This is a genomic window from Sphingomonas sp. LHG3443-2, from assembly GCF_049896405.1.
Lineage (GTDB): Bacteria > Pseudomonadota > Alphaproteobacteria > Sphingomonadales > Sphingomonadaceae > Sphingomicrobium.
Map to the genome: position 1 here is coordinate 990,929 of NZ_JAFCUG010000001.1, position 26,371 is coordinate 1,017,299.

General features: G+C 66.6%; 29 protein-coding genes. 12 read left to right on the forward strand and 17 right to left on the reverse strand.

Translation table 11 applies throughout. From position 1 onward, the window contains the following. Nucleotides 1-13: 13 nt before the first annotated feature. Genes tolB through ACP69Z_RS04945 form a run of 5 tightly spaced genes read right to left on the reverse strand, consistent with a single transcriptional unit; the run spans nt 14 to nt 3,772 of the window. Nucleotides 14-1,321, reverse strand: a complete 1,308-nt coding sequence (tolB, locus tag ACP69Z_RS04925; protein WP_426266416.1) for a Tol-Pal system beta propeller repeat protein TolB — start codon at nt 1,319-1,321, stop codon at nt 14-16. 9 nt (nt 1,322-1,330) lie between these two features. Then, nucleotides 1,331-2,191: a hypothetical protein gene (locus tag ACP69Z_RS04930; RefSeq protein WP_426266417.1), complete on the reverse strand. Its 861-nt coding sequence runs from the start codon at nt 2,189-2,191 to the stop codon at nt 1,331-1,333. After that, on the reverse strand, nt 2,188-2,580 hold the full coding sequence (gene tolR, locus ACP69Z_RS04935) for a protein TolR (RefSeq protein ID WP_426266418.1): 393 nt from the start codon (nt 2,578-2,580) through the stop codon (nt 2,188-2,190). The genes ACP69Z_RS04930 and tolR overlap by 4 nt, the downstream gene beginning before the upstream one ends. 47 nt (nt 2,581-2,627) lie before the next feature. Next, on the reverse strand, nt 2,628-3,308 hold the full coding sequence (gene tolQ, locus ACP69Z_RS04940) for a protein TolQ (RefSeq protein WP_426266419.1): 681 nt from the start codon (nt 3,306-3,308) through the stop codon (nt 2,628-2,630). Further along, on the reverse strand, nt 3,305-3,772 hold the full coding sequence (locus ACP69Z_RS04945; protein WP_426266420.1) for a YbgC/FadM family acyl-CoA thioesterase: 468 nt from the start codon (nt 3,770-3,772) through the stop codon (nt 3,305-3,307). Before ACP69Z_RS04945 ends, tolQ begins: the two co-directional genes overlap by 4 nt. 99 nt (nt 3,773-3,871) lie before the next feature. Between ACP69Z_RS04945 and ACP69Z_RS04950 the strand changes: the two genes are divergently transcribed. Both ACP69Z_RS04950 and ACP69Z_RS04955 read left to right on the forward strand, forming a co-directional pair. Next, complete coding sequence (locus ACP69Z_RS04950) at nt 3,872-4,333, forward strand: hypothetical protein (RefSeq protein ID WP_426266421.1); 462 nt, start codon at nt 3,872-3,874, stop codon at nt 4,331-4,333. Beyond that, nucleotides 4,326-4,532, forward strand: coding sequence for a helix-turn-helix transcriptional regulator (locus tag ACP69Z_RS04955; protein WP_426266422.1), 207 nt, complete (start codon nt 4,326-4,328; stop codon nt 4,530-4,532). The genes ACP69Z_RS04950 and ACP69Z_RS04955 overlap by 8 nt, the downstream gene beginning before the upstream one ends. Here ACP69Z_RS04955 and ACP69Z_RS04960 read toward each other — a convergent pair. From ACP69Z_RS04960 to ACP69Z_RS04995, 8 genes are all read right to left on the reverse strand, one after another. Further along, on the reverse strand, nt 4,529-5,641 hold the full coding sequence (locus ACP69Z_RS04960; protein WP_426266423.1) for a DUF3089 domain-containing protein: 1,113 nt from the start codon (nt 5,639-5,641) through the stop codon (nt 4,529-4,531). The genes ACP69Z_RS04955 and ACP69Z_RS04960 overlap by 4 nt on opposite strands. Before the next feature lie 12 nt (nt 5,642-5,653). Continuing rightward, complete coding sequence (ruvB, locus tag ACP69Z_RS04965) at nt 5,654-6,679, reverse strand: Holliday junction branch migration DNA helicase RuvB (RefSeq protein WP_426266424.1); 1,026 nt, start codon at nt 6,677-6,679, stop codon at nt 5,654-5,656. Further along, nucleotides 6,679-7,092 carry a GFA family protein gene (locus tag ACP69Z_RS04970; RefSeq protein WP_426266425.1) on the reverse strand — a complete coding sequence of 138 codons (414 nt, stop codon included), beginning with the start codon at nt 7,090-7,092 and terminating at the stop codon, nt 6,679-6,681. Before ACP69Z_RS04970 ends, ruvB begins: the two co-directional genes overlap by 1 nt. Further along, nucleotides 7,089-7,682, reverse strand: a complete 594-nt coding sequence (gene ruvA, locus ACP69Z_RS04975; RefSeq protein ID WP_426266426.1) for a Holliday junction branch migration protein RuvA — start codon at nt 7,680-7,682, stop codon at nt 7,089-7,091. Before ruvA ends, ACP69Z_RS04970 begins: the two co-directional genes overlap by 4 nt. Before the next feature lie 48 nt (nt 7,683-7,730). Next, on the reverse strand, nt 7,731-8,219 hold the full coding sequence (ruvC, locus tag ACP69Z_RS04980) for a crossover junction endodeoxyribonuclease RuvC (protein WP_426266427.1): 489 nt from the start codon (nt 8,217-8,219) through the stop codon (nt 7,731-7,733). Nucleotides 8,220-8,230: 11 nt separating this feature from the next. Continuing rightward, on the reverse strand, nt 8,231-8,974 hold the full coding sequence (locus tag ACP69Z_RS04985) for a YebC/PmpR family DNA-binding transcriptional regulator (protein ID WP_426266428.1): 744 nt from the start codon (nt 8,972-8,974) through the stop codon (nt 8,231-8,233). A 76-nt stretch (nt 8,975-9,050) separates the two neighbouring features. Then, nucleotides 9,051-9,368 carry a YbjQ family protein gene (locus ACP69Z_RS04990; RefSeq protein ID WP_426266429.1) on the reverse strand — a complete coding sequence of 106 codons (318 nt, stop codon included), beginning with the start codon at nt 9,366-9,368 and terminating at the stop codon, nt 9,051-9,053. A 30-nt stretch (nt 9,369-9,398) separates the two neighbouring features. Then, complete coding sequence (locus ACP69Z_RS04995; RefSeq protein ID WP_426266430.1) at nt 9,399-9,641, reverse strand: DUF2312 domain-containing protein; 243 nt, start codon at nt 9,639-9,641, stop codon at nt 9,399-9,401. A 137-nt stretch (nt 9,642-9,778) separates the two neighbouring features. Here ACP69Z_RS04995 and pyk point away from each other — a divergent pair, with 137 nt between their 5' ends. Then, a complete protein-coding gene (gene pyk, locus ACP69Z_RS05000; protein WP_426268050.1) occupies nt 9,779-11,233 on the forward strand; it encodes a pyruvate kinase in 1,455 nt (484 codons plus the stop codon). Here pyk and ACP69Z_RS05005 read toward each other — a convergent pair. Next, nucleotides 11,218-12,111 (reverse strand): NAD(P)H-hydrate dehydratase, encoded by an 894-nt coding sequence (locus ACP69Z_RS05005; protein WP_426266431.1) that lies wholly within the window; start codon nt 12,109-12,111, stop codon nt 11,218-11,220. The genes pyk and ACP69Z_RS05005 overlap by 16 nt on opposite strands. Then, complete coding sequence (locus ACP69Z_RS05010; protein WP_426266432.1) at nt 12,108-12,875, reverse strand: histidine phosphatase family protein; 768 nt, start codon at nt 12,873-12,875, stop codon at nt 12,108-12,110. Before ACP69Z_RS05010 ends, ACP69Z_RS05005 begins: the two co-directional genes overlap by 4 nt. 111 nt (nt 12,876-12,986) lie before the next feature. Between ACP69Z_RS05010 and ACP69Z_RS05015 the strand changes: the two genes are divergently transcribed. Then, a complete protein-coding gene (locus ACP69Z_RS05015; protein ID WP_426266433.1) occupies nt 12,987-14,144 on the forward strand; it encodes a hypothetical protein in 1,158 nt (385 codons plus the stop codon). On the opposite strand, the gene ACP69Z_RS05020 is transcribed toward ACP69Z_RS05015, so the two are convergent. Beyond that, the gene (locus ACP69Z_RS05020) at nt 14,141-15,169 is read right to left on the reverse strand and encodes a glycoside hydrolase family 43 protein (protein WP_426266434.1); all 1,029 of its coding nucleotides are present in this window, start codon (nt 15,167-15,169) and stop codon (nt 14,141-14,143) included. The genes ACP69Z_RS05015 and ACP69Z_RS05020 overlap by 4 nt on opposite strands. A gap of 109 nt (nt 15,170-15,278) precedes the next feature. Beyond that, nucleotides 15,279-17,525 (reverse strand): UDP-galactopyranose mutase, encoded by a 2,247-nt coding sequence (gene glf / locus ACP69Z_RS05025; RefSeq protein ID WP_426266435.1) that lies wholly within the window; start codon nt 17,523-17,525, stop codon nt 15,279-15,281. Between the two features lie 370 nt (nt 17,526-17,895). Here glf and ACP69Z_RS05030 point away from each other — a divergent pair, with 370 nt between their 5' ends. From ACP69Z_RS05030 to ACP69Z_RS05065, 8 genes are all read left to right on the forward strand, one after another. Beyond that, nucleotides 17,896-19,428, forward strand: a complete 1,533-nt coding sequence (locus ACP69Z_RS05030) for an acyl-CoA carboxylase subunit beta (RefSeq protein ID WP_426266436.1) — start codon at nt 17,896-17,898, stop codon at nt 19,426-19,428. A 265-nt stretch (nt 19,429-19,693) separates the two neighbouring features. Further along, nucleotides 19,694-20,113, forward strand: a complete 420-nt coding sequence (gene mce, locus ACP69Z_RS05035; RefSeq protein WP_426266437.1) for a methylmalonyl-CoA epimerase — start codon at nt 19,694-19,696, stop codon at nt 20,111-20,113. Next, the gene (locus ACP69Z_RS05040; RefSeq protein ID WP_426266438.1) at nt 20,113-20,361 is read left to right on the forward strand and encodes a hypothetical protein; all 249 of its coding nucleotides are present in this window, start codon (nt 20,113-20,115) and stop codon (nt 20,359-20,361) included. Before mce ends, ACP69Z_RS05040 begins: the two co-directional genes overlap by 1 nt. 46 nt (nt 20,362-20,407) lie before the next feature. Beyond that, the gene (gene scpA, locus ACP69Z_RS05045) at nt 20,408-22,540 is read left to right on the forward strand and encodes a methylmalonyl-CoA mutase (protein WP_426266439.1); all 2,133 of its coding nucleotides are present in this window, start codon (nt 20,408-20,410) and stop codon (nt 22,538-22,540) included. Between the two features lie 223 nt (nt 22,541-22,763). Then, on the forward strand, nt 22,764-23,102 hold the full coding sequence (locus tag ACP69Z_RS05050; RefSeq protein WP_426266440.1) for a hypothetical protein: 339 nt from the start codon (nt 22,764-22,766) through the stop codon (nt 23,100-23,102). 20 nt (nt 23,103-23,122) lie between these two features. Next, on the forward strand, nt 23,123-23,488 hold the full coding sequence (locus ACP69Z_RS05055; protein WP_426266441.1) for a hypothetical protein: 366 nt from the start codon (nt 23,123-23,125) through the stop codon (nt 23,486-23,488). A gap of 46 nt (nt 23,489-23,534) precedes the next feature. Continuing rightward, nucleotides 23,535-24,386, forward strand: a complete 852-nt coding sequence (locus ACP69Z_RS05060) for an alpha/beta hydrolase (RefSeq protein WP_426266442.1) — start codon at nt 23,535-23,537, stop codon at nt 24,384-24,386. After that, complete coding sequence (locus ACP69Z_RS05065) at nt 24,368-26,368, forward strand: biotin carboxylase N-terminal domain-containing protein (RefSeq protein ID WP_426266443.1); 2,001 nt, start codon at nt 24,368-24,370, stop codon at nt 26,366-26,368. Before ACP69Z_RS05060 ends, ACP69Z_RS05065 begins: the two co-directional genes overlap by 19 nt. Nucleotides 26,369-26,371: the final 3 nt, after the last annotated feature.

Here is a 26,371-nt window from a genome sequence, read left to right on the forward strand (position 1 = left end):
CATTTTCTCCTTGTCAGCGCTGCAGCGGGGACCAGCTCGGGTCCGAACCGTCCTGCGGGGTGGGGAGGCGGCGGGCAGTACCGCCACCGACCGGAACCGCGAACAGGCTTGAACGGCCGTCACGGGTGAAGCGATTGAACATGACGAACTGACCGTTGGGCGCCCAGCTTGGGGATTCGTCCTGCCAGCCGTCGGTCAGGATCTGCTCGCCGCCGCCACCCGCGTTCATCACGCCGATGCGGAACGAGCCGGTGCGGACGAACGCGATCTTGTCGCCGCGCGGGCTCCACGCCGGTGAGCCCGACGGGCCGGCAAAGCTGATCCGCCGCTGGTTCGAGCCATCGGCGTCCATCATGTAAAGCTGCTGCGAGCCGCCGCGGTCACTTTCGAACACGATCCGGCGGCCGTCGGGCGAATAGCTCGGCGCGGTGTCGATGCCGGGCGCACTGGTCAGCCGCTGCGGCGCGCCGCTGCCGTCGGCATTGGCGACCCAGATGTCGGTGTTGCCATTCGCCGACAGCGCATAAGCAATACGGCGGCCATCGGGCGAAAAGCGCGGCGCGCTGGTGAGCGCCAGGCCCGGCACCAGCAGGCGCTTCTGCCCGCTCGCGATATCCAGCACCCACACCCGGGCGCGGCGGCCCTGGTAGCTGGTGTAGGCGAGCCGGCTGCCGTCGGGCGAGAAGCGTGGAGTCACCACAGTCGCTTCGCCCTCGGTCAGATAGCGGAGGTTCGCTCCATCCGAATCCATGATCGCGATACGCTTCTGGCGGTTGTTCTTGGGGCCGGTCTCGGCGACGAACACCACGCGCGTATCGAGGAAACCGCCCTCGCCGGTCAGCCGCGAATAGATGGCGTCGGCGCACTTGTTGGCCGCGCGGCGCCAGTTTTCGGTGGTGACCTGATAACCCTGTCGCACCAGCTCGCGGCCGGCACCGACGTCATATAGATAGCAGCCGACGGTGATCTGCCCCGCGCCGGCCGGGCGTACGAAGCCGGTCACCAGTTGTTGCGCGCCAAGCCCGCGCCACTCGCCGAATACCGGCGCATCGGCCTGCGCGATGCTGTAATTGGGCAGGCCCGACGGCCCGAGCGGGGCAAAGCGGCCGCTTGCGCGAAGACCGCTGGCGATGACGCCCGAGATGTTGCGGCCGAGCGCCATTTCCACGCCGCCCTCCGTCGGCATCGACGGGACCGCGATGGAGGTGGCCGTGTTCACCCCGCCGCTGGTCACTTCGACGTCGACCGGCGGCGGCTCGCCTTGCGCCAGAGCCGGGCTCGCCAGCAGCGCGGTCATGGCGAGCAGCAGATTACGCTTCATCGATCGTCCTCATTTCGCGGCATAGGTAAGGTTGATGTTACCCCAGCCACCTTGCGGGGTGCTGTATAGCTCATCCGGCAAGCGCAGGGGCGAGCAGGCGCGAAACACCGCCACCGCCTGATCATAGGCCAGATCCTCGAACTTGGCATTGTCCTCGTCGACGCCCGAAGTGCGAACCAACGCGGGCGGGCGCGACAGGCGGCCCGAGCGGTCGAGGCGGAGATTGACCGTGACCCGGATGCGGTCGGCGCCGGGGCCAAGCGTCGCCTGGCGCGCGGCGCAGGGCTGGATCTGACGCTTGATCGCGCTGTCGACGCTGGCCTTGGCGGCGGCGCTGAAGGTGGCGGCGCCGGGTGAAGCTTCGCGCGGGCCAAGGTCACGATTGCTCGGGATGCCCTGGAGGAAATCATCGCCGAGACGGGACTGGCGCGGCGCGGCTGGGCGAGGTTGGGCCGGCGCTGGGCGCGCTGGCGGCTGCCGAACGGCAGGCGGCGCCGGGCGAGCCTGTGCTCGTTGCTGCGGCGGTGCGGGCCGGGGTGGCAGCGGGCGTGGCACGGGGGCAGGCGAGGGACGCACCACCGGCTGCGGCAGTGGGGGTGGCGGCGCCTGCTCGAGCGGCGGAGCGGGCTGCGGCTCGGGCACCGCGTCGGGCGAAGGGGCGGGTGCCTGCGCGGCCGGCGGCGGCGTGGCGGGCGTCGGCGCCGCGGCAGTCAGTGCTACCTCGTCGCTATCGACGAACTCCACCTGCACCGGCGGCGGCTCGGGCGGGCTAGGTACACGGGCGAGACTGGTGGTCAGCGCCACCACCAGCACCACGTGCAGCAGCAGCGCCGCCGCCGTGCCCTTTGCCTCGCCCGTATCGATCCTCACCGGCGGCCGCCCTCCGCGGTGCTGACCAAGGCGACGCGGTTCAGGCCGGCGCGATTGAGCTCGCCCATCACCCGCATCACCCGCCCGTAATCGAGCCCGCGATCGGCGCGCAGGAAGATCCGGCGGCCCTCGGCCGGCGCCGGCTCGGCAGCGATGGCGGCGAGGCGCTGCGGCAGCGCGGCTTCGGTAACCTCGCCGTCGTCAATGAAGATGCGGCCTTCGCCGTCGAGGCTGATCTGCACCGGCTGCACCTGATTATCGAGCGGCGCCGCACGGCTTTCCGGCAGGTCGACCGGTACGCCCGCGACCAGCAGCGGAGCGGTCACCATGAAGATGATCAGCAGCACCAGCATCACGTCGACCAGCGGCGTGACGTTGATGTCGGCCATCGGCGCCCGCCGGCCCCCACGCCGCCTGCTCCCGACCGACGCGCCCACTAACCGCGCTCCAGCTCGCGGCTGAGCGTCGCGTGGAAGCGGTCGGCGAAGCGGTTCAGCTTGGCTTCCAGCCGGTCGAGCCCGTGGGTCAGCCGGTTATAGGCGATCAGCGCGGGGATCGCGGCGAACAGACCGATGGCGGTAGCGAACAGCGCCTCGGCGATGCCCGGCGCGACGACCGCAAGCGACGTGTTATTGGCGCCTGCGATAGCGGTGAAGCTGCGCATGATGCCCCAGACCGTTCCGAACAGGCCGATGAACGGCGCCGAGCTGGCCACGGTGGCGAGGATGTTGAGGCGGTCCGACAAGCGGTCGAGCTCGCCTTCGACCTCGGCCGACATGACAGTGGTCAGCCGCTCGCGCGCGCCGCTTCGGTCGCTGGTCGCGAGGCCGACCGAATGGCGCCATTCCTTGAGGCCGGCGGTGACGATCCGAGCGCTCGGCACGTCGTCCTTGCCGCGCGCATCGTGATAGGCATCGATGTCCTTGGCCGCCCAGAAATCGCGTTCCCACGTGCCCGTGTCGCGATTGATTTGCTTCAATCGCCGGGCATGCGTGATGATGATCCCCCAGGTCCACACGCTGGCGAGCAGAAGCCCGATCATCACCGCCTTCACCACGATGTCGGCGTGAAGGAACAAGGCAAGCGGGCTCATCAAATCGGCGGCGGGGGCCGTCATTGCGTCTCCTTCGTTGCGGCGCGGATCTCCTCGAACCGCGCAACCCAGTCCCGTGGCTGCCGCGTCGGGCGGCCATCGGGGGTTAGAAAAGCGGCGGTAATCCGCCCCTCGGCCAGAGTCTCACCAGCGCGGATGACTCGTTGCTGAATCCGGACGGATGCGGCGCGGACCTCCTCGACGGTGGAGACGATCACGAGATCGTCGCCAAGCTTTGCCGGGCGCAGGTAGCGGACATTGGCCTCGGCCACGGCATAGACGCCGGTGTCGGCTTCGAGCGCGGCGCGCTGGTCGATCTCAGCCGCGCGCAGCATGTCCGAGCGGGCCCGCTCCATAAACTTCAGATAATTGGCGTAATAGACGATGCCCGCGGTGTCGGTGTCTTCGAAATAGACCGTCAGCGCGAAGCGATGCTCCGGGCCGACGAAGCCGCCACGATAGGGCTGGTCGAGGCTGGTGGTCGTCACCCCGGCGGCTCTAGCGGTCCGCGACTCATGCGTGAACCCCGCTTGACACGGAAGTAACCCGAAGGTTACATGTCACCTACAGGTTACAAGGAGCGTCCGATGGGGTATCGCCAGCGTCCGGATTATCTCGCGCCAAGCGTCGAGGATCTCGAACAGCAACGCAAGTCGATGCTCTGGCTGATCCCCATGGTGATCATCCAGCAAGGCACCAGCATGTTCGGAGCCGATACCGACATTGCCGGGCAGGTGATGTCGACGCTCGCCTGGGCATCGGTGACTCTTCTTATTCTTCTCAGCATCCTCGGCGTGCCGCTCCCATGGATGAGCGAGCGAGACAAGGCGATCATCGGCGACGAATGGCACCAGTTGCTTGCCGGTGATTGCGCTCGCTGGGCATTTGCCGCGCTGACCGTGAGCGGCATCGCCCTGCTGCTGCTCCGCTTCGGCCTCCCGCTCGACATGGGCAAGGCTGTCTTCGGCGTGGTCAATGCGGCGATGATCACGGCGGTGCTTCGGCAAGCCTGGCTCAACCACATGGCCGGGTCGGACGAGGATGAATGACGGGCTTGGCACCTGCCTCAAGGAACGCCGCCTCGAACTTGGCCTGACCCAAGCCGAGCTTGCCGATCATGTCGGCGTTTCGCGCAAGACCATCAACACCGTCGAGAACGGGGTCTTCGTGCCCTCGACCCTGCTTGCCCTGAAACTCGCCGCCGCGCTCGATCGCCGGGTGGAAGAACTGTTTTGGGTCGAAAGCTAGCGGCTGACCGCTTCCACCAGCCGCAGGAGGTCGCCCTGCGCGACCGGCACGTCGGCGAGGTGCATGCCCCAGCCTGGAATGAACAGGCCACCGATCCCGACCTCGCCGCCGATCCGGTCGGTCCACTTGGCGCCGGGCGTGACGTTGGTGCGGATCTCGAGATAGCCACGCTGGCCGTCCTGCACGCAGCGGCCCGAGGCGAGGCCTTCGGTGCGCAGGAAGGGCGTCGGCGGCGCGCCCTCAGTCGACCAGCGGATCGGGCCTCCGGGCACTGCATAGGTGACGCGGGTGTACCAATAGCTGTCGAGATCAGCCCAGCCGCGGCTGCCAAGAGCCGCAGGATTGGTGCAGGCGACCGTTTGTCCGGCGGCCGGGGCATAGCCGAACAAGGCGCCCGGCGGCGGCGGGTTGTTGGTGCGATAGGAAACGTAGCTGACGACGCAGCCACGCTGGCCGGCGCGGGTGCAGAGCGGCGTCGACTTGAAGGTGCCGCCGACGGTCTTTCCGGCCGGAACCAGCACATTGTAACCGGGGATGATAGCCAGCGCCATTTGCCCGGCGATCGGCTTGCCCTCGATCTCATTGGCGATCAGCGTCTGCAGCAGCCAGCTACCCTGACTGTGTCCGACCAGCACGAACGGCCGCCCGCGCGTGCGGCCGATGAAATTACGAAACGCACTCCGCACGTCGCCATAGGCAATCGCGAAATTCGGCCGGATATCGCGCCCCAGCGCGGCGGAGCCGATGGCCGATGTGGTCATCTGGCGGTAGATGGGCGCAAACGGACGGCACACGCTGGCGAAGCGCGCAAACTGCGAGGATGCGGCGCTCTTTTCCTCATTGGCAAGGAGGTCGCTGTTGAGCCCGCGATCCTGGCTGACGGTCGGATAAACGTAGAAGCAGTCGACCTTGGGATTGGCCGCCGGGCGAACTTGCCCGTTCGAGCCATAACCGTTTTTCGTCAGCGCGGTGGTGGCGAGCGGGGCCGAGCAGGTGTCGGCCCGCCCTGGCAAGCACAGCCACGTCGCGTCCCTGGCATAATCCGGGGCAGCAGCAGGAGCGGGCTGGGCGGCGGCGGCCTGGGCAGCAAGGGCAAGCAGAAGCGACATACGCGTTTAGTCCTAGTCGAAGAGGCCGTTCGAGCTGCCCGTCGGCGGGGTCAGGCCAAGGTGGGTCCAGGCCTTGCCATTGAGGCAACGCCCTCGTGCCGTGCGGGCGATGAGGCCGAGCTGAATGAGGTAGGGCTCGATCACGTCCTCGATCGTGTCGCGCGGCTCGCTGAGACCGGCCGCCAGCGTCTCCACCCCGACCGGCCCGCCCCCATAGAGGTCAGCGATCATGTGGAGGTAGCGGCGGTCCATCGCGTCGAGACCGAGGCTGTCGATCTCGAGCCGGCTCAGCGCGCGGTCGGCGGCGGCCATGTCGATGCTGTCGGCGCCCGCGGCATGGGCGAAGTCGCGGACCCGGCGGAGCAGGCGCCCGGCGATGCGCGGCGTGCCGCGGCTGCGGCGGGCGATCTCGTGGGCGCCATCCTCGGTTAACGGCGCGCCGAGCAGGCTGGCCGCGCGGCGTACGACCAGCTCAAGCTCGGGCACGGTATAGAAATTGAGCCGGACGGGGATCCCGAAGCGATCGCGCAGCGGTGTCGTCAGCAGTCCCTGCCGGGTGGTCGCCCCGACTAGGGTGAACCGCGGCAGGTCGATCCTGACCGAGCGCGCCGACGGCCCTTCGCCAATGACGAGGTCGAGCGCGCGGTCTTCCATCGCCGGATAGAGCACTTCTTCGACCGCCGGATTGAGCCGGTGGATCTCGTCGATGAAAAGGACGTCGCCGTCTTCGAGATTGGTCAGCAGCGCGGCGAGGTCGCCTGACTTGGCGATGACCGGCCCGGAGGTGGCGCGGAAACCGACCCCCATCTCGCGCGCGACGATCTGCGCCAGCGTGGTCTTGCCGAGACCCGGCGGGCCAAAGAACAGCACGTGGTCGAGCGCTTCACCGCGCGCCTTGGCGGCGGCGATGAACACCCGAAGGTTCTCGCGCGCTGCCTGCTGGCCGACGAACTCGTCGAGCCGCTTGGGACGCAGCGCGGCATCGACGTCCTCGGCGGTGCGCTCGGGCGTGGTGATGCGGTCGGGATCGCTGGCCATCAGTCGTGGTGGATCCCTGGTCCGCTGATCTCAAGCCAGTCGTGCTTGCGGCTCTCGAAGACCGAAAACTGCGGGGTGGCGAAATGCGGGTCGTTGAACGCGCCGAGTGGTATGGCCATGCTGTCGCCGACGGCCGGGTGCAAGGTCGGCCCGCCATTCACGAACCAGACGTCGCAGCCGCATTCGGAGCAGAAGTGAAAGTCAGCCCAATTGCCGCTGTCGCCGACCTTGCGGAAGCTAGCCGCCTCGCCGCTGGTCTGAACCCGGTCGCTGGGCCAGCGCGCCTGCACGGCAAAGGCGCTGCCCGTCCGCTTCTGGCAATTGCGGCAATGGCAGACCGATACCCGCACGGGCTCGCCCGAGGCGATCACCGTCAGCTGTCCGCAGCGGCAGGAGGCGCGGTGTTCGGTCATTTGGCGGCCTTTCGGAGCGCGAGACGGACGAGTGCGTCGAGCGTGGCATCCAGCCCGAGATCCTCGGCCGCCGCAGCGACGGCCTGCGCCGCCTCTGCGGGCTTGAAGCCGAGATTGGCGAGCGCTGACAAGGCGTCATTGGTCGCCGGATTGGCGGCGGCCGGCGTGCCTGGTCCGAGCGCCGGGGCGAGACCGAGCTTGCCCTGCAGTTCGAGTGCGATGCGCTGGGCCAGCTTGGGTCCCACTCCGCTCGCCCGCGCGATCATCGCCTTATCACCGGCCGAGACGGCGCGGGCCAGTTCGTCGGGCGAGAGGATGGTGAGGATCGCCAGCGCCAGCCGCCCGCCGACACCCTGCACCCCGGTCAGCTGCCGGAACGTCTCACGCTCCGCCGCCGCGCCGAACGCGAACAGCGTCATGCTGTCTTCGCGCACCTGAAGCTCGGTCAGCAGGATGACGTCGCCCCCCACCGGCGGCAGCGCGGACAGGGTCCGGCCACTCGCCAGCACGAGATAGCCGACCCCGCGCACGTCGATCACGGCGCTGTCGGCGGAAAGTTCGGCAAGGGTGCCGGCGAGGCGGGCGATCATGGGGCGGTTAGAGCAGGAACAAAAGGCGCACGCAAATGGCTTGAGCGCCTAGCGCACGCCGCGCCGCGCGCTGGCGAGGTGGTGGGCGTGGGTGATTGCGACCGCCAGCGCGTCCGCCGCATCCTCCCCGGCGATCCTGGCGCCCGGCAGCAGCATCGCGACCATGGCGTGGACCTGATCCTTCGACGCGCCGCCGGTCCCGACCACCGCTTTCTTGACCACGGAAGGGGCATATTCCCCGATCTCCAAGCCGCCCCGCGCCGCGCACATCAGCGCCACCCCTCGTGCCTGTGCGAGCTTGAGGGTCGAGGCCGGGTTCTTGTTGACGAACACTTCCTCGGCGGCGGCGGCGGCCGGCCGATGCTCGGCAACGATCGCTTCGAGCGCGCCGGCCAGCTCGGCCAGCCGCGTCGCGAGAGAGAGGCTGGGCTTGGTCTTGATCTGCCCATTGGCGACATGCGCCAGGCGATTGCCCTCGGCCCGGACGATCCCCCACCCGCAGGACGACAGCGAGGGATCGAGGCCGAGGATGATCACCGCGCCGGCGCTCAGCCGAGCTTCGCCAGCTCGTCGTCCGAGATGTCGTAATTGCCCCACACGGTCTGGACGTCGTCGTCGTCCTCAAGCGCGTCGACCAGCTTCATCAGGCTGGCGACCGCATCGCCCGACACCTCGGTCATAAGGGTCGGCTTCCACGCCAGCTTGACCGCGCTCGCTTCGCCCAGCGCGGCTTCCAGCGCCTTGGCGACGTCGTGCATGCCGTCCTGCTGGGTCCAGATCTGGTGGCCGTCCTCGTCGCTCTGGACATCATCGGCACCGGCTTCGATGGCGGCTTCCATGACCTTGTCTTCATCGCCCGCGCTTGCCGGATATTCGATCAGCCCAAGCCGCTCGAAGCCGTGGGCAACGCTGCCGCTGGCGCCAAGGTTGCCGCCATTCTTGCTGAACGCGGTGCGGACGTTGGTTGCGGTGCGGTTGCGATTGTCGGTCAGCGCTTCGACGATGATCGCCACGCCGTTCGGGCCGTAGCCCTCGTAGCGGACTTCCTCGTAATTCTCCGCGTCGCCCTTGCTCGCCTTGTCGATCGCGCGCTGGATATTGTCCTTGGGCATCGACTGCGCCTTGGCGGCATTGACCGCAGCGCGCAGGCGCGGGTTCATGTCGGGATCGGGCAAGCCCATCTTCGCCGCGACGGTGATTTCGCGGCTGAGCTTGGAGAACATGCCCGAGCGCTTTTTGTCCTGCGCGCCCTTGCGATGCATGATGTTCTTGAATTTGGAATGGCCGGCCATGAGTGTCCCGCTGTGGTGTGCTTGGGCCCGCCTCTAGCCAGCTTGCCCCGCCGGCTCAATCGCGGGCGCCTGGAGCCTAGAGCTTCACCGCCGTGCCGCAGGCGCAGACCATCAGCATCGAGCCCGATTTGCCGATCACCTCATAATCGAAGTCGACCGCGAGGATGGCGTCAGCGCCGAGGCGGCGGGCGGACGATTCCATCTCGGCCATCGCCTGCGCGCGGGCTTCCTGGATCGACGATTCGTAAGCGCCCGACCGGCCCCCTAGGAAGTCGGTAACCGACGCGAAGACGTCCTTGATGACGTTGGCGCCGACGATGACCTCGCCCCCGACCAGCCCGAGATAGTCGCGGACCGGTCGCCCATCGAGCGACGACGTAGTAGTGATGATCATGGTGTCGGTTCCCCCTGTCAGAAGCCGATCTTAATGCAGCCCGAGCGCATTGCGATAGGTTTCGAGTAGTGCGTCCGCTTCGTCGCGGGCGTGCTTCTCCATCTTCCGCAGGCGCACCACCTGACGCATGGTCTTGGTGTCGAAGCCGGTCGCCTTGGCTTCGCCGTAGACATCCTTGATATCGTCCGCGACGCCCTTCTTTTCTTCTTCCAGGCGCTCGATGCGCTCGATCAGAAGCCGCAGTTGATCAGCGGCGACATCGTCGTCGGCCATGATTCCCTCTCCCCGGTGAATAGGTATGCGCCGGCGCCCTTAAGCGAGCAGAACGGGGTCGCCAAGCGGTTGAACAAGCTGGCGTGCCCGCTATGGCTCGGCGGCAACAGCAGGAACGAGCAGGAGTGAGAGTGGCGATGTCGGTTGGACCGCGCGAGCGCAAGGTCAGGATTCTCGCCACACTCGGGCCGGCGTCGAGCAGCCGGGAGATGATCGCCAAGCTGATGGCCTGCGGGGCGGACGCCTTTCGCATCAACATGAGCCACGGCGATCAGGCGTCGAAGGCCAAGCTAGTGGAAACCATCCGCGCGTTGGAGGTCGAGCATAAGCGGCCGAGCTGCATCCTGTTTGATCTGCAGGGGCCCAAACTTCGCGTTGGGCAGTTCGCGGAAGGAACCGCGATGCTGGAAACCGGCGCCCGCTTCATACTCGACGCCGACGCGGCGCCAGGCTCGGCTGAACGAGTCGAGCTGCCGCATCCCGAATTGTTCGAAGCGGTGCGCGAAGGCGACCAGCTGCTGATCGACGACGGCAAGATCCGCCTGCGCGTCGCGGCGGTGACCGCGACCCGGATCGAGACCATCGTCGAAGTCGGCGGCAAGGTCAGCAACAACAAGGGCGTCAACGTGCCCGACGTGCTGGTGCCGATCCCCGCTCTGACGGAAAAAGACCGCGACGACCTTCAGTTCGCGCTGGCGCAGGGGGCCGATTACATCGCCTTGAGCTTCGTCCAGCGGCCCGAGGACGTCGAGGAAGCGCGCGCGCTGATCGGCGACAAGGCGGCGCTGATGGTCAAGATCGAGAAGCCGGCGGCGATCGAGCGGCTGGAAGGCATCTTGGCGCTTGCCGACGCGGTAATGGTTGCGCGCGGTGACCTCGGCGTGGAGCTCCCGGCCGAGGCCGTTCCGCCCTTGCAGAAGATGATCGTCGCCCGCGCCCGCGAACTCGGCAAGCCAGTCGTGGTGGCGACGCAGATGCTGGAAAGCATGATCACCTCGCCGACCCCGACCCGGGCCGAAGTCAGCGACGTCGCCAATGCGATCTACGACGGCGCCGACGCGATCATGCTGTCGGCCGAAAGCGCCGCCGGCCAGTTTCCGACCGAAGCCGTGTTCATGATGGATCGGATCGGCCGCTCGGTCGAAGCCGATCCGAAATATGCCGAGCGGGTGCATTTCACCGCCACGCCGGCGGAGCCCAACACCGCGGACGCGCTGGCCGAAAGCGCGGGCAATATCGCCAACACCGTCAAGGTTGCGGCGATGGTCTGCTACACCTCGACCGGCGCCATCGCCCGCCGCATCGCCCGTGAGCGCGGTCCGGTGCCGTTGCTGGTGATGACCGCCAGCCGGCAGGTCGCCCGGCGCATGGGCCTCGTCTGGGGCGTCCACGCCGTCCACACCCGCGACGTCGCGAGCTTCGAGGAGATGGTCGGCAAGGCCAAGCGCATGGCGCTCCGCCACAAGCTCGCGACCGGCGGGCAGCGGGTGATCATCATGGCCGGGGTGCCGTTCGGCACCGCCGGCTCGACTAACGTGCTGCACGTGGTGCGGCTGGTCGGCGACGAACTCGACGATTACGGCGTCAGCTGAAGCATTCCGCCGTCGCGCAGGATGCCGGGCACCTCGTCCGGGATTTCCCGTGCGAGATAGCCAAGCAGGCCGACCTTCTCGCCGAGCCGGCGCCCGGCCTCGCCGTGACACCACACGCCCCACAGCAAGGCGGTGAGCGGATCGGCGCCGCGCGCGAGCAGACCGCCGACGATCCCCGCCAGCGTGTCACCCGACCCTGAAATGCCAAGGCCGGGTCCGCCGCCCTTGTAGCGAAAGACCCGGTCATCGGGCGTGACGATGTGGCTGGCGACACCCTTCACCAGAGTGATGCTGTCATAGCAGGTGGCGCAGCGGCGGCCGGCGGCGGCCGGGTCGGCTTCGACCTCCTCTTCCTCGCAACCGAGCAGGCTGGCCATTTCACCGGCGTGGGGGAGAAGGATGGTCGGGCACCCCGAGGCGTTGACCTCGTCGCGCCGCGCCGGGAGCGCGCGGAGCAGGGCGGCGTCGAGAACCAGTGGCTTGTCGCGGCGGACCAAGGCGGCGGCGAGCGCCTCAGTGGACTTGTTGCCGCGCATCCCCGGGCCCGCGACCACCACGTCGGCAGCTTCGGCGCGCTCGGCCAGCGCCTTGACCGTCGAGGGGGCGAATCCGCCGTCGCGGCCTTCCGCCAGGCCTGTCACCATCGCTTCCGGCATGGAGATGGAGAGGCACGCGGCCGCGCTTTCGACGGTCACGATCTGCAGCCGCCCGGCGCCAGCGCGCATGGCGCTCATCGCGGTCAGCAGCGCGGCGCCAGCCACTTCGCGGCTCCCGGCGATGATCAGGATCGAGCCCCGGTCATCCTTGTCGCCGCTGGCGATGGGCGGCAGCGGATGCTGCTTGAGTGTGTCGAGCGTCACCTCGACCGGGCTGCTCACCGGCTTCCCACCATCTGGTCCGGCGCGGCAGTGACCGGAGCGCCTTGCTCCTCGAGCGGCGCGGCATGGTTCCACAAGGCGAGCTTGGGCGCGCAATCGAGTTCCTGCACCTCGAAGTCGAATGCGCAGATTCCGCAGTTCAGGATATCGGCCGCCTTGTCGATCGCGAGGATGTCGGCCTCTTCCAGCTCCTCCAGCACATAGCGCATGCACAGCACCACGACCTGATGGCAGACGATCAGCACCCGCCGTCCGCTGTAATGCAGGTTGATCGAGTTCATCGCCGAACGCAGGCGCAGGATCACGTCGGCCCAGCTCTCCCCGCCGGGAGGCCGATGATAGAATTTGCCGAGCCGCGCGCGGTGCGCGGCTTCCTCCGGATAGTTCTGGCGAATGCCGAGCGCGGTTAGGCCGTCGAACACTCCAAATTCGCGCTCGCGAAGCCGCTCGTCGATGACGGTGCGGGCGCGTCCTCCGGCAAGCCCTCCCGCCTCGCAGATCGCCCGTGCGGTCTGGCGGGCGCGAAGGTAGGGCGATGAAAGGATGACCTCTGGCTTTTCATGATCCGGCAAGGCGGCGAACCAGCGGCCCGCGGCATCCGCCTGTTGATGGCCGAGGTCGGACAAGGGCACATCGACATCGCGCATGTCGATCCCGATGGTCGCCAGCCCTTCCGCTTCCGATCGGTCGCGCGCGACGTTGCCCTGGCTCTGGCCGTGACGGACAAGATAAAGGCGCTGGGGCCAGTGGCTGGTCGGCGGCAAGCGGATCCTCCCTTTGCTCCCCTCGACAAAGCACGAGGCGGCGGGAAGGTCCAATCGGGGGCTGAGCCATCCGCATGGCTCCAATCGCGCCCCCATGTGTTGTGAGGCGTGATGGACGGACCCGAAACGACCTTTGCCAGCTTCTTCCAAGGCGGGTTTGAATGCTCCTCGCACCGCCGCCGGGACGGGGTGCGCCTCGATCTCTTGCGTGCGACCGGTCACGATCGGCACGTCGCCGGCGACTATCGCCAGCTGCACGAGCTTGGCCTGCGCACCATCCGCGATGGGGTGCGCTGGCACCTGATCGAGAAAACGCCCGGCCGCTATGACTGGTCGAGCTGGACTCCGGCGCTGGAAGCGGCCGCGGACATTGGCATGGAGGTCATCTGGGACCTCTTCCATTATGGCTCGCCCGATCACGTCGATCAGGGCGCAGCCGACTTCCCGCAGCGCTTCACCGACTTCGCGCTCGCCGCGGTCGAGCACCAGCAGCAGGTGGTCGGCGGCCGCCCGCGGCTGTGCCTCGTCAACGAGATCAGCTTCATGGCCTGGGCCGTCGAGGTCGGTTACTTCCCCCGTCCGCCAGGCGCCGAGCGGAAGGGCTGGTTCAAGGAACAGCTGGCACGCACCGCCATCTCAGCCGCGGCGGCGATCCGCTCCGCTTATCCCGACGCCTTGCTGGTGTGGGCGGAACCCCTGGTCCACATCGCACCGCGCGATCACCGCCGCAAATCGGTCGAGGCCGCTGAGCGTGAGCGGCGCGGGCAGTTCGAGGCTTATGATTGGCTCACCGGCCGCGCCCGGCCTGAGCTTGGCGGTGACCCGTCCTTCGCGGACCTCATCGGGCTCAACTATTACCCGCACAATCAATGGTATCTCGACGGGCCGACGATCCCGATGGGGCACCATGAATATCGCTCGCTCGGCACCATGCTGGTCGAAGTGGCGGAGCGCTACGGCAAGCCCTTGTTCCTGTCCGAGACCGGGGCCGAAGGCTGCGGGCGCGCGGCGTGGCTACATTACGTCTGCGCCGAAGCGCGCGCGGCCATGAGCCAAGGTGTCGCGCTTCACGGCATCTGCTGGTTCCCGATCACCGCTTATCCGGGCTGGGACAACAGCCGTCATGCCGAAGCCGGATTGCTGTCGACGGTGACCGCCGACGGCAAGCGCCATGTCGATACGCGGCTCCTGGCCGAGCTTCGCGAACAGCAGGAGCGCTTCCGCGCCTGGAGCAAGCAGCCGAGCGAGCGGGTGCTCGAACCCGCCTAGAGCGAAGGGGCGGGCTGCTCGCCGGTCGAAGGCGTACGGACCACCGGCCAGCCGTCCTCCCAATCGATGCGGTCGATCAGCAGCACGCGGCGGCTGTTGATCTCATCTTCCTGCCGCTGGCGCGGGCGGTGGATGTCGACGGCATGATAAAGGATCCAGTGCACGCCCGCGGAGTCGGTGATGATACCGTTGTGCCCCGGCGCCAGCCACTTGGCGTTGCGGGTCAGCATCAGGCTGTGCTTGACGCCGCGCGCCTGCTCCAGCGTCTCGAACGGCCCCAGCGGGTTCGTCGCCCGCGCGACCATCACGCCATATTCCGCCTGCGGCCCGCAGCAATTGTCGCCCGAATAGAACAGGTAATAAGCGCCCTCGTGCGCGATCACCCACGCTGCTTCGACGAGGCGGGGGAAGGCGCCTTCGACCGGGTTGGGCCAGATGATGTCGGTTGGCGTCGTTCCCGGCGCGAAGGACAGCAGGTCCTCGCTCAATTCCTGCACCTTGATCGGCTGGAAACCGGAGCCCCAGTAAAGATAGGCGCGGCCGCTGGCAGGATCGCGAAACACTATGGGATCGATCACCTCGAACCCTTCGCCATCGAGGAACGGCTGACCGATGTCGGTGAACGGGCCTTCGGGCCGGTCGGCAAGGGCAATGGCCAGGCTGTGCCCGGGCTCACCTTCATATTGGTCGGGCTTTGCCGAATAGAACATCACGTAGCGTCCGCCGTGGCGGAGCACGTAAGGCGCCCAGAAATCCTGCGTGTGGCTGGCCCAATCCGGCTTGACCGGTAGCGCCTCGCCGAGATGCTCCCATTCAATCAGATCGGCGGAGCGGGCGACCTGGATGTTGATCCAGCCATCCGCCTCCCGGCTTTGCGTCGCATAGGCGTAGTAAAAGCCGTCATCGCCGAGCAGCGCCGCAGGGTCGGGAAAGTCGCGATCAAGGACGGGATTGCGGTAGAAGCGGCCCGCTTCATTCGCGGCCGCCGGGACAGTGACGGCGCGAAGGCGCTTCAGGTCGGGCATAAATAGCTATGTAGTGCGAAAACCTGCCCGCGGAAGCGGCCAAACGTCGAAACGGCAAAGAGGTTCCCGGCTGTGTGCCGGAAACCTCAATGCAGGTTGTCTTTGGACCTTAGATGGCGAGCCGCAGTTCCCGGCTGCTCGCACCGCCGCGCGAACGAACCTCGTCCATCCGGCGGAATGTCGCCAGCGCCTGGCCGACGATCTGGTCCATGTTGTAATAACGGTAGGTCGCGAGCCGCCCGACGAAGGTCACGCCCGGCGTCGCATCCGCCAGCGCCTCATACTTCTTGAAGAGGAGCTGATTCTCCGGCCGCGGGATCGGGTAATAGGGATCACCTTCCGCGCTCGGATATTCGAGCGTGATGGTGGTCTTGGGATGCTCCTGACCCGTCATGTGCTTGTATTCGGAGATGCGGGTGTAGGGCGTCTCGGTGTCGGGATAATTGACCACCGCCACCGGCTGGAACTGCTCCTTGTCGATCGTCGAGTGGACGAACCGCAGCGAGCGGTAGGGCAGCTTGCCGAAGCGCCAGTCGAAATATTCGTCAATCGGCCCGGTGTAGATGATGTGCGCCGCATCGATGTCGTTGCGGACATCGCGGAAGTCGGTGCCGAGCTGCTTGTCGATCAACGGATGGTCGAGCATCTTCTCGAACATCTTGGTGTAGCCGTGAAGCGGCATGATCTGGTGCGTGTCGGTGAAATAGCGGTCGTCGGTGTTGGTCCGCGTCGGGATGCGGCTGGTCACCTGCTTGTCGAGCTCCGACGGATCGAGGCCCCATTGCTTGCGGGTGTAGCCGCGGAAGAAAAGCTCGTAGAGCTCGCGCCCGACCGCGTTGATGACCACGTCTTCCGACGTCTTGATGTCCGCGACCGGCTCGGCCCGTGCCGCCAGGAAGGCCGCGGCCTCCTCGTCGGTTTTGAGCCCGGCGTCGAACAGCTTGTTCAGCGTGGTGCGGTTGATCGGGATCGGCACCAGCTGATCGCGGACATGGGCGAGCACGCGGTGCTCGTACGGCCGCCACTGGGTGAATTGCGACAGGTAGCTGACGATCTCGTCGCTGTTGGCGTGAAAGATGTGCGGCCCGTACTTGTGATACAGGATGCCGTTCTTGTCATATTCGTCATAGGCATTGCCGGCGACGTGATCGCGCTTGTCGATCATCAGCACCCGCGCGCCATGCTGGCTCGCCAGCCGCTCGGCCAGGACCGAACCGGCGAAGCCGCAGCCGACGATCAGGTAATCATACTTCTTGTTCCGGGTGTGCGTGTGATGACCCTGGCCGAACGCCGGACGCTCGATCTTCTGGCCCTGCTCGGTCACTTCGCCGAGCAGCGCGGCCATGCGCGCCTGGGTCGTGTCCCAGCTCATGTCGGAGAGGGCGAGATCGACTTCGGCCAGCCAGTCGCCGCCTTCGCCGCGGGTCAGGCCAAGCGCGCGGTCGCCCGCTTCGACGAACTGCTCCGCCGTGCCGGCGATCATCACGCCCGACAGCTTCTCGTAGTGACGCTTCACGTCCTTGATCGGCGTCGAGACCACCGGCTTGCCCGCGGCGAGATATTCAGGAGTCTTGGTCGGCGAGATGAAGCGGGTCGCCTCGTTGATGGCGAACGGCATCATCGCGACGTCCCAGTTGCCGAGATAGGTCGGCAGCTCGTCGTAGCTCTTGCCGCCGAGGTAATGGATGTTCGGGCGGCGCGGCAGGTCGTCTTCGCTGATCTTCACCACCGGGCCGACCATCACCAGCTGCCAGTCGGGACGCAGCTCGGCGACCTTGTCGAGCAGTTCGAGGTCAAGCCGCTCGTCGATCACGCCGTAGAAGCCGAGGCGCGGGCGGGCGATGCCGGCTTGGTCGGCAGGATCGGCGATTCCCGCGCGGGCCTTGCCGAAGTGAGCGCGATCGACCGACGAGGGGAAGGGATGCACGTTGCCATGCCGCTTCTTCTTCGCCTCGTAGAGCGAGTAGCCACCGGTGAAGACGATGTCCGCCGCTTCCAGCAGCTCGCGCTCGAGATCGAGCAGCTCGGTCGGCGCGAAGCGGAAGGCCGAGAGTTCGTCCATGCAGTCATAGACGGTCGCTACCGCGTCCAGATGCCGCGAGAAGGGAAGCATCATCGGGGTGTAATACCAGCGGATCAGGCGACCCGTGGTGCTCGACACATATTGATCGAGCAGGCCTTTCAGCACCGTGCGTTCGGCATCAACCTCGAGACCTTCGGGGATGCGCGGGGTGATCAGGGTCACATTGTCCATGCCCTTTGCGGGGCGAACATCAAGCGACGGGCCATCGCCGTTCGCAGCCGGAACCGGCTCTTCCCAGATCACCACCGGCATCGCCTTGGCGAAGCGGCTCATCAGGTGCTGCGGCCGCTGGAACACAAAGTCCCACCGCAAATGCGAAAAGCAAATAAGCGTGGTTGGTTTGTTCGGAGAAGCCGGAAGCTGGGAAGAGCCAGAGCTATGTACGCCGACTTTGTCGAACATGCGAAGTAAACCTCTCAAAAGAGATGAAGAATTCCAACAGAACAAAAATGGACCGAGTCAGGTTCCGCCGTGGAAAGCGAGCCGTCGGTCCGGTAATGCTGCAGCGCAGAACGGAACTACCGCACCGCACCAAGGCATCCAACCTCTAGCACTGGGGATTGGTTCCGGACGTCTAACAAAGGTTAGAGCAAATCCTGCGCTACGTTGACGCCGCACGCGCCCTGTCCGAAGAGCCTCACCCATGAGCAGCACCATCGCCGAACTCGACCGCCGCCGCACTGCCGCCCACATGGGGGGTGGCCAGAAACGCATCGACGCCCAGCATGCCAAGGGTCGCCTGACCGCCCGCGAACGCCTCGACGTCCTGCTGGACGAGGGCAGCTTCGAGGAGGTCGATGCCTTTGTCGAACATAACGCGACCGAGTTCGGCATGGCGAACCAGCGTATCCCCGGCGACGGGGTGGTGACCGGCAGCGGCACTATCAACGGCCGGCTGGTCTATGTCTTCGCGCAGGATTTCACCGTGTTCGGCGGCTCGCTGTCGGAGCGCCACGCGCAGAAGATCTGCAAGGTCATGGACGCTGCGATGAAGGTCGGGGCGCCGGTGATCGGCCTCAACGATTCGGGCGGCGCACGCATCCAGGAAGGCGTCGCCAGCCTGGCCGGCTATGCAGAGGTGTTCCAGCGCAACGTGCTGGCGTCGGGCGTGGTCCCCCAGCTCAGCCTCATCATGGGCCCATGCGCGGGCGGCGCGGTTTACTCGCCGGCGATGACCGACTTCATCTTCATGGTGAAGGACAGCTCGTACATGTTCGTCACCGGCCCGGAGGTGGTGAAGACCGTCACCAACGAGGTGGTGACGCAGGAGGAACTGGGCGGCGCGGTCACCCACACCACCAAATCGTCGGTTGCCGACCTCGCGCTGGAGAACGACATCGACGCGCTGCTGGCGGCGCGGGAATTCTTCGATTTTCTCCCGCTATCGAACCGCGTGGCGGTGCCCGAACGGCCGAGCGAGCACCCATGGGACCGGGCCGAGCCGAGCCTCGACACCTTGATCCCACCCAGCGCCAACCAGCCCTACGACATGCACGAGCTGATCCGGAAGGTCGCCGACGAAGGCGACTTCTTCGAGCTTCAGCCCGCCCACGCCGCCAACATCATCATCGGCTTCTGCCGCATCGAAGGCCGCACCGTCGGCGTGGTCGCCAACCAGCCGATGGTGCTGGCCGGCGTGCTCGACATCAATTCGTCCAAGAAGGCCGCTCGCTTTGTCCGCTTCTGCGACGCGTTCGACATCCCGCTGCTGACCTTCGTCGACGTGCCGGGCTTCCTACCCGGCGTCGGGCAGGAGCATAACGGCATCATCAAGCATGGCGCGAAGCTGCTGTTCGCCTATGCCGAGGCGACCGTGCCCAAGATCACCGTCATCACCCGCAAGGCTTATGGCGGCGCTTATGACGTCATGGCGTCCAAGCACCTGCGCGGTGACCTCAACTACGCCTGGCCGACCGCCGAGATCGCGGTGATGGGCGCCAAGGGCGCGGTGGAGATCATCTTCCGTTCCGAGAAGGATGACGCCGACAAGATCGCCGCCCGCACCAAGGAATATGAAGACCGCTTCGCCAACCCCTTCGTGGCGGCCAGCATGGGCTTCATCGACGACGTCATCCAGCCGCAGGAAACACGGCGGAAGGTCGCGCTGGGCCTCCGCAAACTTCGCGACAAGCAGCTTGAGAACCCGTGGAAGAAGCACGACAACATTCCGCTGTGAGGCCTGAGGAAGAGCGGAAGCGCCGGACAGCAGCGATCCAGTTGCTGGTCTTCATACCCTTCACAATACTATTCTTGATCTTGCTAGCGGGTGATCTTCGCGATGGAGAGGTGCAAGGCCGTTCTGGTCCGTCCGCAGTGACAACGAACCCTGCGGGTTACTGGATCGGGGTCACTCTTGAGCTGGCAATGGCAATCTTCGGTACGATCAGGGTGGTTATCGCCACACGACTGCTGCTCGCGACGCCTTCGAAGAAGGACACAGAATGAAACTCGGACGTCTGAATCATGTCGGGGTCGCCACCCCGTCGATCGAGCAAAGCCTCGTGACCTATCGCACCCTGTTCGGAACCGAGCCCTCCTCGCCGCCGTTCGACCTCCCCGCGCAGGGCGTTCGCGTCTGCTTCGTCGATGCGCCCAACAGCCAGATCGAGCTGATCGAGCCGCTCGGGTCAGACAGTCCGGTTGCCAGGTTCATCGAGAAGAACCCGCAGGGCGGGCAGCACCATGTCTGCTTCGAAGTCGATGACATCGAACAGGCCCGCGCCCACTTCGAAGGGGTCGGTGCACGCATCCTCGGGCCGACCCGCATCGGCGCGCATGGCACGCCCATCTTCTTCCTGCATCCCAAGGATAGCGGCGGCATCCTGACCGAGATCATGGAAAGCCCGAAGCAGGCGCACTGATGGGCGGGCGCGGCGAAGAACTGCTGATCGGCGCGCTGTGCGCCGTGCTGGCGCTGCTGATCCTGCGGCGGATTGCGGTCGCGCTGCGCTCGGGCGAAGTGCCGCTCTACCGCATGCGCCTGAAGCGCTCGGAAGCGGGCGAGGCACGCTTCTGGGGCCTCGTTCTCATCAACGGCGCGATGTTCGTGCTGCTGTTCTTCATTGCCGCCGACCTGCTGCTCGGTCTCGGCTTCCGCAGCGGGCGCTAAGCCGAAGGGTTTGCGCGCGAGCCGCTTGGGTTTAGGGCACGGCCCTATGTCCACCGATCAACACGACGCCTGGAAGACCCTCGCTGCCAAGGAATCCCGCGGCGCCGACCTCAGCCGCACCACGCCCGAAGGCATCACCCTCAAGACCGTCTACGGCCCCGACGATGCGGCCGCGATCGATCCCGGCTTCCCCGGTGTCGCGCCCTACACCCGCGGCCCCTACGCGACGATGTACGCTGGCCGGCCGTGGACCATCCGCCAATATGCCGGTTTCTCGACGGCGGAGGAGAGCAACGCCTTCTACCGCCGCAACCTCGCGGCCGGGCAGAAGGGGCTGAGCGTCGCTTTCGATCTCGCCACCCACCGCGGCTACGACAGCGACCATCCGCGCGTCACCGGCGACGTCGGAAAGGCGGGTGTCGCGATCGACAGCGTCGAGGACATGAAGCTGCTGTTCGACGGCATCCCGCTGGGCGAGATGTCGGTCAGCATGACCATGAACGGCGCAGTGCTGCCGGTGCTCGCCTTCTACATCGTCGCGGGCGAAGAGCAGGGCGTCGAGCGCAAGGCGCTGACCGGCACCATCCAGAACGACATCCTGAAAGAGTTCGCGGTCCGCAACACCTACATCTATCCGCCCGAACCCTCGATGCGCATCGTCAGCGACATCATCGCCTTCACCAGCCGCGAGATGCCCAAGTTCAACAGCATCTCCATCTCCGGCTACCACATGCACGAGGCCGGGGCGACGGCGGTGCAGGAGATGGCCTTTACGCTGGCGGACGGGATGGAATATGTCCGCGCGGCGGTCGCCAGCGGGCTCGACATCGACGCCTTTGCGCCGCGGCTGAGCTTCTTCTGGGGCATCGGCATGAACCTCTTCATGGAGGTCGCCAAGATGCGCGCCGCGCGGACCTTGTGGGGCCGGATCATGACCGATCTCGGCGCCAAGACCGAAAAGTCGAAGCTGCTCCGCACCCACTGCCAGACCAGCGGCGTCAGCCTCACCGAGCAGGACCCCTACAACAACATCGTCCGCACCACGATCGAGGCCCTAGCGGCGGTGCTCGGCGGCACGCAATCGCTCCACACCAACAGCTTCGACGAGGCGATCGCGCTGCCGACCGACTTCTCGGCCCGCATCGCCCGCAACACCCAGCTGATCCTGGCCGAGGAGAGCGGCGTCACCGCAGTCGCCGATCCACTCGGCGGCAGCTGGTATGTCGAGGCGCTGACCCGCGAGCTGGAGGACAAGGCCTGGGCGCTGATCCAGGAAGTGGAAGCGCTCGGCGGCATGACCAAGGCGGTCACCGCCGGCCTGCCCAAGCGCCGCATCGAGGAAGCCGCTGCCGAGCGCCAGGCCAAGGTCGACACCGGCGAGACGGTGATCGTTGGGGTTAACCGCTACCGCCTGCCGGAGGAGGCCGAGCTCGACATCCTTGAGGTGGACAACGCCAAGGTTCGCTCCGGCCAGATCGAGCGGCTCGCACGCATTCGCGCCACGCGTGACGAAGCCGCGGTGCAGGCTGCGCTCCAGGCGCTGGAAGAGGGCGCGCGCACCGATGCCAACCTCCTTGCCCTCAGCGTCGAAGCCGCCCGGGTCCGCGCGACGCTGGGCGAAATCTCCGACGCGCTGGAACGCGCCTTCGGCCGCTACGCCACCAAGCCGGAGCCGGTCAGCGGCATCTACGGCCAGCGCGCCGACCTGCGCTGGGAAGAAGCCAAGCAGGGCACCGTCGCGGTCAGCCAGCGGCTCGGCCGCAAACCGCGGATGCTGGTCGCCAAGATGGGCCAGGACGGGCACGACCGCGGCGCCAATCTCGTCAGCTCGGCGTTCGGGGACCTCGGCTTCGAGATCGTCGCCGGCCCCCTTTTCCAGACGCCGCGCGAAGCCGCCGAGCTGGCGGTAATCGCCGACGTCGACGTGGTCGGCGCTTCCAGCCTCGCGGCCGGGCACAAGACCCTGATCCCCGAGCTGATCGGCCACCTCAAGGACATGGACCGCCCTGACATCAAGGTTGTCGCGGGCGGGGTCATCCCGGCGCAGGATTATGCCGCGCTTCGCGCCGCGGGGGTGCAGGCGATCTTCGGCCCCGGCACCAACCTTGCCGACGCGGCCGACGAGGTGCTCCGCCTGCTCGGCCATAACAAACCGCCGATTGACGAAGCGGCCGAGTGAGGCTGCTCGTTGCAATTCTCGTAAGCGTCCTTGTTCTTGGCTGCGGTCTGTTTTTCTTTGCGGCGAATGCCGTGTCCGACTGCCTAGTAGAGGGTCCCGCCCTTGAGCAATGCATCCAGGACAAGCGGCGGGACGCCTTGATCATCGCTGCTGCGACTGCGATCACCTGGCTTGGCTCTCTTCGGTACATCTTTCGAAGGAAGAAGCCGAACGAGGGGGCCGAATGATCGAGGACGAAGAGATCAAGCAGGGCGAGGGCGCGTCGCTCCATTATGATTTCGCCAAGTTCCTGACGACCCTGTCCCTCGTCGCGCTGGGCGGCGTGCTGGGGCTGACCGAGAAGATCGATCCCTCGCTCGCCAAGCCGGTGATCGTGGGCTTTGTCGCGGGCTCGATCGGACTGGCGGGCGTGTCTGCGCTGTCGGCCGCCGCTAGCATCGCCGGCATCGCCGTGGGCAAGAAGACGCGCGGCCTGTCTCCTCGCATCAATCTGATGATCGCCATGCTCTTGCTCGGCATGGGCGCAGGCGGTTTCGTCATGATCTGGCTGAGGAGCCTGTAAGCAGACGAACAGGGGGACGAATGAAGGACGTCGAACTCAAGGCGGCTGAGGCCGACATCGGGACCAAGGCGCAGTCGCTGCTCGCCACCTACGACTTCTGCAAGCATCTGAGCGGCCTTGCGCTGGTGGCGGTCGGCGGCATGCTCGGCCTTGCCCAGGCGGTCGGTGCAAAGCCCGACATCGGCCTGCTGGTGCCCGTCGGAATCATGAGCCTGGTCGCCTTCCTCAGCCTGATGTTCATGGCCGTCGCTGCGGGTACGCAAATCCTCGGCCGGGTCGAGAAGACGTCGGTGAAGATGGCTTATGGAATGGTGCTGATCAACGTCATGCTCTTCTCGGCCGCGGTGACGTCGTTCGTGATGGGGTTCGTCCACAATCTGCGCTGAGCGCGGCGCTTCTCAAGGCTGGCGCGCGGCGCTAGGCACCAGGTCGATGTTCAACGGTTTTCTCCTCGCTGCAGCCCTTGCGGCCGCCGCTCCTGCTCCGCAGGCGAGCGCCGGAACACCGATCACCATCGGGACCAGCCGTACCGTCGCTTCCAAGGCCCTTGGCGAGCAGCGCGCGATAAATGTCGTGCTGCCCGCCGGCTACGCCAAGGCGACCGCCAAGCGTTATCCGGTCATCTACCTCATCGATGGCGGGGTCGATCAGGACCTACTGCACGTCGCCGGGGTGGTGCAGCTTGGATCGATCTGGGGGCGAATGGGCGAGGCGATCCTGGTCGGGATCGAGACCAAGGACCGCCGCCGCGAACTGGTCGGCAAGACGAGCGATCCCGAGCTGCTCAAGAAATACCCAACCGCCGGTTCCTCCGCCGCCTTCCGCGCCTTTCTCCGCGATGAGGTGAAGCCGCTGGTCGAGCGCGAGTATCGCACCAGCGGCAAGGGCGTGGTCATCGGCGAATCCCTCGCCGGGCTGTTCATCGTCGAAACGTACATGGCCGAGCCGGCCCTGTTCGACGGCTATGCCGCCATCGACCCCAGCCTGTGGTGGGACAAGGAAGCGCTGAGCCGCCGCACCGCCGCCATCGGCACCGCGCAGCGTGGCAAGCGGCTTTATGTCGCGCTGGCCAAGGAACAGCTCGAAACGCCGGCTGCCGCGAACCGCGTTACCGCCGCCGCCCGCACCGCCGGCAGCGAGCTGTGCGTTGCTCCGCGACCCGACCAGACCCACGCCACCATCTACCAGCAGGTCGAAGCGCAGGCTTTGCAATTCCTCCTGCCACCCGCACAAGCAGCTCCTCCGGAGTTCGGATTCGAGGTTCAATGTTCTCCAAGATCCTGATCGCCAATCGCGGCGAAATCGCCTGCCGCGTGATCCGCACCGCGCGCCGGATGGGCATCAAGACGGTCGCCGTTTATTCCGACGCCGACGCGCGCGCCCCGCATGTCGAACTGGCTGACGAAGCCGTCCGCCTCGGGCCGCCGCCGGCGGGTGAGAGCTACCTCAAGGCCGACCTGATTATCGAGGCGTGCAAGGCGACCGGTGCCGAAGCCGTGCACCCCGGCTACGGCTTCCTGTCCGAGCGGGCGAGCTTTGTCGAAGCGCTGGAAGCGGCCGGCATCGCCTTCATCGGCCCGCCGGCCAATGCCATCGCAGCGATGGGCGACAAGATCGAATCCAAGAAGCTCGCGCGCGACGCGGGTGTGAATGTCGTTCCCGGCTACCTCGGCGACATCGCGACCACCGACGAAGCGGTGACAATCGCGGCCGACATCGGCTTCCCGGTGATGATGAAGGCCTCGGCCGGCGGCGGCGGCAAGGGGATGCGCCTCGCCTGGAACGAGCAGGATGTGCGCGATGGCTTCGAAGCGACCAAGCGCGAAGGCCTCGCCAGCTTCGGTGACGACCGCGTGTTCATCGAAAAGTTCATCGAGAGCCCGCGCCACATCGAGATCCAGCTGCTCGGCGACAAGCATGGCAACATCGTCTACCTGAACGAACGCGAATGCAGCATCCAGCGCCGCCACCAGAAGGTGGTGGAGGAAGCGCCGTCGCCCTTCGTGACCCCCGAGATGCGCCGCGCAATGGGCGAGCAGTGCGTCGCGCTGGCCCGCGCGGTCGGCTATCATAGCGCCGGCACGGTCGAGCTGATCGTCTCGGGCGCCGACACGACGGGGGAGAGCTTCTACTTCCTCGAAATGAACACCCGGCTGCAGGTCGAGCATCCGGTGACGGAGGAAATCACCGGCCTCGACCTCGTCGAACAGATGATCCGCGTGGCGGCCGGCGAGCCGTTGGCGTTCACCCAGCACGAAGTGCAGCTGAACGGCTGGAGCGTCGAGACGCGCGTCTATGCCGAAGACCCCTATCGCGGTTTCCTGCCGAGCACTGGGCGCCTAGTCCGCTACGCGCCGCCCAAGGCCGGCAAGAATGGCGAGGCGCGGGTCCGCGTCGACGACGGTGTCCGCCAGGGCGGCGAAGTGTCGATGTTCTACGATCCGATGATTGCGAAGCTGGTGACCTGGGGCCCGACGCGTGAAAGCGCGATCGACGCGCAGGTCGAAGCGCTGGACGGCTTCGACATTGGCGGGATCAGCCACAACGTCGATTTCCTCTCGGCGCTGATGCAGCACCCGCGCTTTCGTTCGGGCGAGATCACCACCGGCTTCATCGCCGAGGAATATCCCGAGGGCTTCACCGGCGCGCCGCTGGACGACACGCTGACCGCCGACCTCAGCGCACTCGCGGCCTTCATCGGCACGGTGCACGAAAGCCGCGCGCTGCTGATCGACCAGCAGCTTGGAAGCCCGTCGCCCGCCGCGCGCGAGCATGTGGTGCGGTTGGACGGCGGGGCGGAGCATCATGTCCGCTTCACCCTCGACAAGGTGGTGGTGGACGGGGGCGAGCCGCTCGCGTTCGAGGCCGATTACACGCCTGGCCAACGGCTGCTCCGCGCCCGCATCGGGCACCGTAGCCGCATCGTGCTGGTCGAGAAGCAGGGCCGTTCGCTCAAGATGACGACCCGCGGCGGCAGCCACCGGGTAACCGTGATGACCCCGCGTGTGGCCGAGCTTGCCCGGCACATGATCGAAAAGGTCCCGCCGGACCTGTCGCGTTTCCTGCTGGCGCCGATGCCGGGACTCGTTACCCGTCTCCACGTCGCGGTCGGCGACAAGGTCGAGGCCGGACAGGCGATCGCGGTGATGGAGGCGATGAAGATGGAAAACATCCTCCGCGCCGAGAAGAGCGCGACGGTGAAGGCCACTCCGGTCGGAGCGGGCGAGAGCGTCGCGGTGGATCAGGTCATCGTCGAGTTCGAATAAGGA